This window comes from Parapedobacter sp., assembly GCF_053550995.1.
In genome coordinates this window covers 19,276-28,553 of the sequence record NZ_JBMQOC010000002.1, presented here as the reverse complement: position 1 = coordinate 28,553, position 9,278 = coordinate 19,276, and the positions used below count along the sequence as shown (strand labels likewise).

Annotated in this window: 10 protein-coding genes and 1 pseudogene; 6 read left to right on the top strand and 5 right to left on the bottom strand. The window is 47.5% G+C overall.

What is annotated here, in order from left to right; genetic code table 11:
- The 6 genes and pseudogenes from ACO1NT_RS00235 to ACO1NT_RS00210 form a co-directional block, all read left to right on the top strand.
- Window positions 1-561, top strand: a pseudogene (locus ACO1NT_RS00235) (SusC/RagA family TonB-linked outer membrane protein); the annotation flags it as partial.
- A 5-nt stretch (window positions 562-566) separates the two neighbouring features.
- The gene (locus tag ACO1NT_RS00230; protein ID WP_449046288.1) at window positions 567-2,405 is read left to right on the top strand and encodes a RagB/SusD family nutrient uptake outer membrane protein; all 1,839 of its coding nucleotides are present in this window, start codon (window positions 567-569) and stop codon (window positions 2,403-2,405) included.
- 230 nt (window positions 2,406-2,635) lie between these two features.
- Window positions 2,636-3,481, top strand: coding sequence for a DUF1735 domain-containing protein (locus tag ACO1NT_RS00225; RefSeq protein WP_449046287.1), 846 nt, complete (start codon window positions 2,636-2,638; stop codon window positions 3,479-3,481).
- Window positions 3,474-3,890, top strand: coding sequence for a Gfo/Idh/MocA family protein (locus ACO1NT_RS00220; RefSeq protein WP_449046285.1), 417 nt, complete (start codon window positions 3,474-3,476; stop codon window positions 3,888-3,890). Before ACO1NT_RS00225 ends, ACO1NT_RS00220 begins: the two co-directional genes overlap by 8 nt.
- Window positions 3,891-3,926: 36 nt before the next feature.
- Complete coding sequence (locus tag ACO1NT_RS00215) at window positions 3,927-4,745, top strand: Gfo/Idh/MocA family protein (RefSeq protein WP_449046284.1); 819 nt, start codon at window positions 3,927-3,929, stop codon at window positions 4,743-4,745.
- 25 nt (window positions 4,746-4,770) lie between these two features.
- Window positions 4,771-5,433 (top strand): 3-keto-disaccharide hydrolase, encoded by a 663-nt coding sequence (locus ACO1NT_RS00210; RefSeq protein ID WP_449046283.1) that lies wholly within the window; start codon window positions 4,771-4,773, stop codon window positions 5,431-5,433.
- An 11-nt stretch (window positions 5,434-5,444) separates the two neighbouring features.
- Here ACO1NT_RS00210 and ACO1NT_RS00205 read toward each other — a convergent pair whose 3' ends face one another.
- From ACO1NT_RS00205 to ACO1NT_RS00185, 5 genes are all read right to left on the bottom strand, one after another.
- Window positions 5,445-5,918 (bottom strand): ribonuclease H-like YkuK family protein, encoded by a 474-nt coding sequence (locus tag ACO1NT_RS00205; protein ID WP_449046282.1) that lies wholly within the window; start codon window positions 5,916-5,918, stop codon window positions 5,445-5,447.
- A 135-nt stretch (window positions 5,919-6,053) separates the two neighbouring features.
- Window positions 6,054-6,698, bottom strand: coding sequence for a uracil phosphoribosyltransferase (gene upp, locus ACO1NT_RS00200; RefSeq protein WP_449046280.1), 645 nt, complete (start codon window positions 6,696-6,698; stop codon window positions 6,054-6,056).
- A 99-nt stretch (window positions 6,699-6,797) separates the two neighbouring features.
- On the bottom strand, window positions 6,798-7,628 hold the full coding sequence (locus ACO1NT_RS00195) for a universal stress protein (protein WP_449046279.1): 831 nt from the start codon (window positions 7,626-7,628) through the stop codon (window positions 6,798-6,800).
- Window positions 7,629-7,638: 10 nt separating this feature from the next.
- The gene (locus ACO1NT_RS00190) at window positions 7,639-8,394 is read right to left on the bottom strand and encodes a DUF4197 domain-containing protein (RefSeq protein WP_449046278.1); all 756 of its coding nucleotides are present in this window, start codon (window positions 8,392-8,394) and stop codon (window positions 7,639-7,641) included.
- Window positions 8,395-8,424: 30 nt separating this feature from the next.
- Window positions 8,425-9,261 (bottom strand): endonuclease/exonuclease/phosphatase family protein, encoded by an 837-nt coding sequence (locus ACO1NT_RS00185; RefSeq protein WP_449046277.1) that lies wholly within the window; start codon window positions 9,259-9,261, stop codon window positions 8,425-8,427.
- Window positions 9,262-9,278 lie beyond the last annotated feature (17 nt).

Sequence of the window (9,278 nt, the reverse complement as noted above, 5' to 3'; positions counted from 1 at the left end):
TACAAGGATATCAATGGCGACGGCGTGATCGATTCCTACGATCAAATAGCCATCGGTGATGCCCATATACCCGAATTGAACTATGGGTTTGGTGCCAGCATGTCGTATAAGGGGTTTGACGTCTCTGCATTTTTTCATGGTGTTGGCAACGTGACCCGCATTATCGGCGGCGGGCCACTCTACGGCCAAAGTGGCAATATCCTCGTCTACGGCCAAATCTATTCGGATGTTGCAGATAACCGATGGTCTGCCCGAAATCCAGATCCCGGCGCAACTTACCCTAGATTGTCCATGATAGAAAATAGCAACAATCGCCAACCCTCTACATTCTGGCAACGGGACATGAGTTTTATCCGACTGAAGAATGTCGAACTGGGATATTCCTTGCCGAAAAGCTGGATAAGCCCCGTAAACCTCTCCACGGTACGCTTTTACGTGCAAGGACAGAATGTGTTGACCTTCAGTAGTTTTAAATTGTGGGATCCGGAGTTAGATACTTCGTATGGAGGCGTTTACCCACAGATGCGCATATTGAATTTTGGGTTGAATATCATATTGTAAGCAAGATGAAAATATACACATATTTAGTTTTAGGAGTGGTATCAATCGGGATACTTGGTTCCTGCGAGAAATACCTGGATGTGGAACTTCAGAACCAGATGAGCCTGGAGGAAGTTTTCGATAAGCGACAAACAACAGAAGCATATTTGGCGCAGATTTACGGATTTCTCCCGAACGAGAATGACATGATCGGTGGGGAAGGGGGGATGGTACCGCTAAGTGATGAAGCGCTATTTTCCTGGTTAGCTTGGGTTCCCTGGCTTAATATAAATATCGGATCCTGGGGACCAACGACCGGCGACTACCAAATTTGGGAGCATAATTATCGTGGAATAAATCAGGCGACCATTTTCATGAATAACGTTGACAAAAATGGGGAGCTGAACCAGCAGTCCAAGGACGTAATGAAGGCCGAGGCTCGTTTTTTGCGTGCATATTTTTATTTCTGCCTATTACGCCGATACGGGCCCGTGTATATCTGGGGGGATCAGGACGCGGACATACTCATTCCTTCCGACTCCGTTGACCGTCACCCTCTGGCGGTTAATGTCGACTTTATCGTGTCGGAGTTTGACAAAAGCATTGCGGTATTACCCGCCCAGATCACAGATCAAGCGTGGCTAGGGCGGGTCACCAAAGGAGCCGCCATGGCGGCTAAAGCTGAGCTATTGCTCTATATGGCGAGGCCATTGTTTAATGGTACGGAACTGTACCGGGGAATGAAGAATAGAAATGGCGAGTTTCTGTTCCCGCAGGCTCCGGATCCCGATAAATGGGAGTTGGCTGCAAAAGCGGCGAAGGACGTAATTGATTTGAACCAGTATACCTTATACGAAGACAATACGGAGGCCGATCCGTTTAGGAAAGCCATTAAATCATACATGGGTATCTATTTCGATAAATGGAACTCGGAGATTATTTGGGGCAGATGGATAAACAGTGGGTTTGATTACAACGTGCGTGCGGCTCCGCCCCGTGTGGTAAAGGAAGGATACGGTGGGTTTGCCCCCTCATTGAAATTAGTGGATACTTATCCAATGGCTGCGTCCGGCCGCTTTCCGATTACGGGATATGGGCCGGACGGTACACCGGTTATCGATTCGAAATCAGGTTACCAAGAAACAGGGTTCACCGAAAATTTCATACATCCATTGGATAATTTTGCGCCTATCAAAGCGCATAACAGCGTGGTGGGACGAGACGCTCGTTTTTATGCGTCTATTTTAGCAAACGGTATGTATTGGATCAACACCTTTCACGGGGAGAAGCTTGTTACTTTTTATACAGGTGGTACATCATCCTATACCCAAACGGGCGATTGTGTGAAATCCGGCTATCTATGGCGTAGAATGAGCGACCCGACCAACGATATCGAACAGGGGCAGTGGGGGCAGTTTGCGTGGCCTTATTATCGGCTAGGTGAAATTTATTTGGATTATGCGGAGGCCTGCAACGAGAAACCCAACCGTGAGGAAGCCGAGGCGTTAACTTACGTCAACCTCATCAGGAGACGCTCGGGTTTGAACGACCTGGAAGTCGCTTATCCCGAAGTGATCGGTAACCAGGAACTGTTGCGGGAGTTGATCAGGAAAGAGCGGATGGTTGAATTGGCTTTTGAAGGGCACCGATATCACGATTTGCGTACGTGGATGTTGGCGGAAGAAGAAATGAACGGGCCTTATTATACCCGTAACCTGACGTCTACAACGTATGAGGGCTCGTGGTCGCGCACAACATCCGTTTTTCCGGGAAATCGGGTGTTCCAACCAAAGCATTATTTCTTCCCGATTCATCAGGATCAGCTGAGTGAGATGCGGAACATTACGCAGAATTACGGATGGTAAATTAAGCGGGAATTATAAACATGAAACCGTCATGATTTTCAAAACCACACAGTGGAATTATTAAACCGAGCTTGCGAGCTCCTGAATACCCATTAAGTGAATATTTGTGAAGAATCATGAAAGCTTCATCACCAATAAAGAACAAATTTAATACGATGAAAATAAAACAGTCTATCAGAGTATTGATAAGCGCAATCGTTATAAGCTTATGTTTATCCTGCGAAAACACCATGCTTAATAATATGGTGAATGATGAGGTGTATCTGCTGAAAGAAGGATTAAATGAAGTGAATGTTTTCAATTTTGAGCAGCCAAGTATTCCGATCCATGTCATTAAGTCGGGCGCTGGGCAACGTGCCGTACAATTGAGTCTAAACGTCGATCCCGATCTATTAAATGCGTATAACCAGGCCAATGGAACCACATACAAAATGATGGATCCGGCAGTATACCAACTTAAAACCTCGTCCATTGATATGGAACCAGGTACTTACGATGCTGCTTTTGAACTCCTATTTGACAGTGAAAAATATAACCAAGAGATGGACAACGATCCTGACGCCCGTTTTGCCATTCCGTGTACCATAACGGTTCTGGACCCGCTGGAAAATGATCCGCAGAACATGCATACAATCATTGTTCCCAACGTGTTAGATCCCTATATCCAGTTTGCAGCCGCTGGTTTTCTGTCCGACATCAATACCATTACGTCGGCCAGTTCATCCCATCTTTGGTATTATTTGAAAGTGGAGTTGAATTACCCAAATAATCAAGATGTAAATTTTACGGTCGGCACGGCTAAAAATCAGGTGGAATTGATTGGGCAGTATAACGAGGAACATGGAACAGACTATAAATCGTTGCCCGAATCCATTTACCAAGTCGAAGAAAATCCCACCATACCCAGGGGGACGGACTATGCGGCCCTGAGTTTCCAGGTTTTCAAAGAGAGACTTGTCGACGAAGGTGTGGCGTATGGGCAATACATGGTGGCGTTGGAAATCGATCAAGTATCGATTAACAACATTCATCCTGTGAACAATTATGTAGTCATTCCATTTTCCTATTATGAATAGACGATCATTTATCAACAGTGTCGCCGTTGGGGGAACGGGTTTAGCAGTTAGCCCTTCCTTTTTCTCTCTTGTCAATGAACCGCAATCAATTATTAAATTGGCATTAATCGGGAAGGGGGGCATGGGAACAGCGGACACCAACACAGCGATCCGGGTTCCGGGAGTTGAGCTGGCTTCGGTCTGCGATATCTATGCACCGCGATTGGAAGAAGCTAGAAAGCAGTGGGGGCAGCATATTCGGTTGGAGAAAGATTACAGGCAGATTCTGGACGACGATCAGATCGATGCCGTAATCATTGCAACCCCCGATCACTGGCATCAGAAAATTGCTGTTGAGGCACTCAAAAAAGGAAAGCACGTATACTGCGAAAAGCCAATTGTCCATAAAAGATCTGAAGGAAGAGCATAGACCAAAGCCCAAAAAGAACGCGGCAAGATTTTTCAGATGGGAACCCAGGGCGTATCAGCGGTGGGCACCCATTTAGCAAAGGCTCTAATCGAATCAAACATCATCGGCAAAATCAACTTCGTAGATGCCCGGTTTTCCGCGGCGCCTTCCCCATTAAATGGCTTCCGTCCCCCGGCAGAGGCCACACCCGAAAATATCTGGTGGGACCAGTTTTTAGGTCGCGCACCCAAAGTGCCGTTCACTCCCCAGCGTTTTTTTGCATGGCGCAACTGGGGTGATTACGGTACCGGACTGGCAGGAGATTTATTTGTGCATGTAATCGCCAGCATCCACTTCATTACCGGCTGTTCAAGACCCAAAAAAGTATATTCAGACGGGGACATACTGTATTATAACGACGGTAGCCGTGACACACCGGATGTTATTTATTCGTTGTTCGATTATGAAAATGAGGCGAAAACGGCTCATTTCAAGATGTCCTTAGGTGCGAATATTGTAGATGGTATCTCCAAGGAATGGGGAAGTACCAACTTCGAAATCATCGGGAATAAAGGGAGCATGCGCGTCACCTGGGATGCCGTTACGGTAAAGACAATAAAAGAAACGGAAATTAAAGGCCTGGAGCGTACGCTTAGGCAAGTGGGAGGGTTTGGCGAGATTAAAAAAATATCCGACACAGAATACGTTTTCTTGGCCAAACCTGATTTTCCTGATGCGCATTTCCTTCATTTCCAGAATTTCTTTGGTGCGGTACGTGGTGATGGAAAGAATATAGCGATGGTGGAGTTCGGCGTCGAGGCATCGGCTGCGGCATTATTGAGTTTCGAAAGCCAGGTAAAGCGCCAAGTTGTTTAGTATAAAATCAATAATGTCACTTTTTATGATACGCAAAATGATCAGTTTGGTGCTTGCCCTTTCCTTCCTTACGCTGGCCGGGGAAGCATGTGCCCAATCGAAGAAAAATGAAAAAGGGTTTTTGGTCCTTTTTGACGGCACCAATATGGACGCTTGGGAGGGAAATACCCGAGAATATGTACTGGAAGATGGGTGCATTGTTATGCGACCTGCACAAGAGATGGGTGGAAATTTATACAGTAAAGACCAATTCAGTGATTTCGTACTCCGTTTCGAGTTCTTACTGACCCCCGGCGCCAACAATGGCTTGGGGATCCGGCACGATATCGTACCCAATGATAAAGGGTACAGTGGTATGGAATTACAGATTTTGGATAATGAAGACCCACAATATAAGGACTTGAAGCCCTATCAATATCATGGGTCTGTATATGGCATTTCTCCCGCAAAAAGAGGATATCTGAAGCAGCCTGGTGAATGGAATACACAGGAAGTGATCGCGAAAGGAGATCGCATAACGGTTAGGATAAATGGTCAGGTCATTTTAAAGACGAACCTAAAAGAAGCCGTGAAAAATATGCCTCCGGATAGTTATTCCAAAGCTGTTTTCAATAAAACCGGCCATATCGCATTTCTAGGGCACGGTTCTGTTGTGAAATTCAGAAATATAAGAATCAGGCCACTGTAAATTTCTAAAAGCTATTGCACGATCTTGTTCGCACAAGCCGAGCTCGCAAACGCCTCGGGCTTCGCCTTGAACACAAAACCCATGCTGAGGATGTATCCCATGGCGTCATGCAGGGCTTGGTTTGACTTAAACATGGGGTTGGTGTTGATATCGGCATGGACTTCGAGGTCTACATGGTATCGATCAAGCAAATCGCAGAGAGCATACGCAACCTCTATGGAACGTTGCACTTCGGCAAGCATGCGTTCCTTGATACTCATTTTTAATCGGGTGCGGTCTTGGTGGATGTACATGAACCCTCCCTTGCCTTCTCGGACAAAGACGATGACGGTGGCGAATTCGGTTGTGCCACATTTAACTTGTGAGTCGGTGCCGATGCAGACTTTGAGTTTGTTACCCAAGGTATACTCCCGGGCGATGGTGGTGGATACTTCGTCAAGAATGGGCTGGCGTATGGGTTCGCCACTGAATTTTTTCCAAGTCATAAAATTGGTTTTTTTGAACGATACGGAAAAGAACGCTATTGCAGCGAGTTAAAGGTAAAGATAAAAGCGCCTTAATACCAATAACTTGATGTGAAGTTTTTATGAACAATGAAGTAGTTTTTAACAGTTAAAAAACTACTCCTGTGCCCCGTAAGCCAAATCGCCGGCATCGCCCAGCCCCGGCACGATATAGGCTTTGCTGGTGAGCTCACTGTCCACGTCGCCAATCCACAATTGCGCGTGGGGTAGGAAAGCTTGTATATGCGTGATGCCTTCCTCGCTGGCGATGGCCGAAACGATAATGAGTGATTTGATGTTGAAATCGTCAAGCAGCTCTTTGCAGGTAAGCACCATGGTCCGGCCCGTAGCAAGCATGGGATCCACAAGGATGACGATACGGTTATTAAGGTCGACGCTGCTGACGTATTCTTTGCGGATTTCGAAAGCTCCGCTTTTTTTGGTTTTTCGGTAAGCCCCGATGAACGTGCTTTCGGCTTGGTCGAATACGTTCAACATCCCTTGGTGCATGGCTACACCCGCTCGTAGGATCGTAGCCAATACGGGTTGTTCGGCAAGGAGGGCGGTTTCTGCGATGCCCAAGGGTGTTTCTACTTCCGCGGGCTCATAAATAAAAGTTTTGCTGATTTCGTAAGCAAAAATTTCCCCCAAGCGTTCCAGGTTCCGCCGGAAACGCATTCGGTCTCGTTGCACCTCAACATTCCGTAACTCGGCGAGGAAATGATTAGCAATGCTGTTCCGCTGGGTTAAGATGGTAAGCATATTCAAACTTAGCTAAAGTTGTGCGTGTATGCAACTATAACCGAGTTGCATGTTGCGTGTTCTCCAATGCATAAACACCGTTACGCCGGATTGGTTTGGCTATCCTACGGCATTGTTTTTCAGCAAGACCACAGGCACGTCGGCAATATTGAGCAGCTTTTTGCTGACGCTGCTGTGGAAAAGCCGTTCGAAGAAGCCGTAATTCCGCGATGCCATAAGGATAAGGTCGATCTGATTTGCTTTCACGTATTCGAAGATACCATCTGCCTTATCGCGTGCCTCGCCCACCACTTCAAATACGGGGTCCACTACACTGAGCATCCCGATCAGCTCGTTTTTACTTTTTAGCTTGCCGGGTGTTTGGCCGCGTGTAGCGGGGTCCACATGAACGACATGCAACGAAGCCGCTAATCGACTGATTAATTGGAGAATGCTTTTGACGGGGGTAATACGCTGCACATCCCTCAGGTCTGTGGCGTATACGACATAGTGGATAGGTTTGAAACGGCAATCTCGGGGAACAATGAGCAAGGGTGCTACGCCGGCTTCGGCCACGGCCAGGGTGTTATGGCCAATCAGTGTATTTTCAATATCGGAGAGACCGGCGATGCCCATGACAATCAGCGATACGGCATATTGGTCTACAATGGCTTTTACTCCTAGCCCTACGGGTTTGTCATCCGAAAGAAACACGAAACCATCTTCAGACAACGTTGCGGGTACCCGTAGCTTTGCTGCCATTTTTTCCAGGTGACGAAGGGTAGACAACCGGTACCCCTCACGTTCCTCAAAACCATCTGCCGGTCGGTTGGCATAAGAATGATAAAAAATGACATTTCTCGCCCGAAGATGGCCGGCCATGTCAATCGCATATTGGGCTGCGGTATACGACACGTCGGAAAAGTCGACTGGAACAAGAAATATCTTCACAACATGGAAATTATTTTTTTTGCTTATCAGCGTAGCCAAACACCTTCTGTAATAAGGGCGTGGTCCGGGCACCGCCCAAGTTATCGCGTATCTTCAGCTCTTCCTGAGCTACCTGAAGGAAGAGACCATCTATCGCTTTGCCGGTAACGTATTTCGTTAAATCGGTTTCTATTTTTTCATTGACCAATGGAAGTTCGTTGTACTGCGACACCGCTGCGGCCCAATATTGCGCCACATGGTGTTTGCCGAGGGCACCCTCTACGATCGGACTGAACCGCTTGCCCAATTCGTCGGCGGTGGTTCGTTTGAAAAATTGGGTGGCGGCATCCTGCTGGCCACTGAGAAGGATGTTGGTCGCATCGCGGACGGTCAATTTGGAAAGCGCCGACACAAATACGGGTGCCGCCTCATCCACGGCACTTTCGGCAGCGCGGTTGAGGCTTTGGATGAGCCTATCGCAGAGCGATCCTAATCCAACTGTCCGGAGTGCGTTCTCTATTTTCTGGGCTTCGGGTGGCATGAGTATTTTCACCGCAGCGTTGCCCAGGAAACCATCGGTAACGGACAATGATTTGATACTGCGGTCCAAACCTTGGCTTAAAGCCTGTTTGATACCGGAAGCGGCCTCACTGGAACTGACGGATGATGATGTGCTGCCGGACGTTGTCGGTGCTGAGCCACTATCGGTAGACAACTGGCTAAGCGTATCGCATTGTGAGAACAATAGTAAGCAAGATGCCAGTGAAAGTATTTTTAACCCCTTCATGGAATGATATTTTACGTTGGTAAGTTAAGCTTATTCGTAGCGTACAGTGGCCATCACCGGAAAATGGTCGGAAGGGGTTTTCCCTTCGTAACTATCCGTAAGGATGCCATACCGGATTACTCGAAACGGCTTGGAAAGGAAGATATGGTCAATGCGACCGTTGCCCTTCCGCTTTACGTTGAAGCCGTTGAACGTTGCGCTGGGTGCATACCTCAATTCGGCAAGTTCATAAGCGTCCGTTACTTCGCCACCCTCATTGAGCACTTGATAACTTTCGTTGTGCTGGTCTACGTTGAAGTCGCCCATAATGACCATCGGTATGCCGGCACCCAATGCATGCGCTTTTTCAATGATCAGTTTGGCACTTTCCCTACGGGCTTCCACACCGACGTGGTCAAAATGCGCATTGAACAGAAAAAACTCGAATCCGGTTTGTCTATCCTTGAACAGCCCCCACGTGCAGATGCGTGGTAGCGCGGCATCCCATCCCTTATTGGGGGTTTCGGTGTTTTCGGAAAGCCAAAAATTCCCTTTCTTCAATGTCTCAAATCGGTCTGAACGGAAGAAGATGGCGCAATGTTCACCCCCTTCTTTGCCGTCATCACGGCCCACACCGATGTATTCGTAACCCGGGAGCATGGAAGAAAGGTCCTCGAGTTGATGTTTGAGGCCTTCCTGTGTGCCGAAGATATCGAAACCGTGAAATTGGATGAGCTGTGCCAGATGCGGCGACCGGTCTTTCCAAAGGTTGCCCGTGTCGCTGGGCGCATCATACCTGATATTATACGTGGCCACGTTAAACTGCTGGGCAACAGCGTTAGCCAACCCGATAACGAGGAAGGCGATGATAAAAGGAATTCTGTTCATATGCACTTTGATCCTTA